Raw genomic sequence first — 216 nt, 5'->3', positions numbered from 1 at the left:
CGTCGGTGACCGTGGCGGTGACCACGACGTCGGTGCCTGTCGCTGGCGCATCCATGGTGACAGGGACGCCATTGGTGAGCATCTCCTGGGTCACGGTGCCAGTGAAGATGACGTTGCCATCTTGGTCTGTGACCACAAGGGTGTCGCCGACGGCGGTGCCCGCCCCTAAGGTGACGGTGATGTCGATTTGACCATCAAGCTCCGCCTCATTAATGA

The 216-nt window shown here is 61.1% G+C and carries 1 protein-coding gene; it reads right to left on the bottom strand.

All coding sequences use genetic code 11. The annotated features are described in order from the left end of the window. Positions 1–216, bottom strand: a 216-nt coding sequence (locus K0625_RS24975) for a hypothetical protein (protein WP_220111941.1), incomplete at both ends; no start/stop codon positions are given.

This window comes from Shewanella nanhaiensis (assembly GCF_019457885.1).
GTDB lineage: Bacteria > Pseudomonadota > Gammaproteobacteria > Enterobacterales > Shewanellaceae > Shewanella > Shewanella nanhaiensis.
The sequence above is the reverse complement of the archived record's forward strand: the minus strand, read 5'-3'. Positions and strand labels throughout refer to the sequence as shown.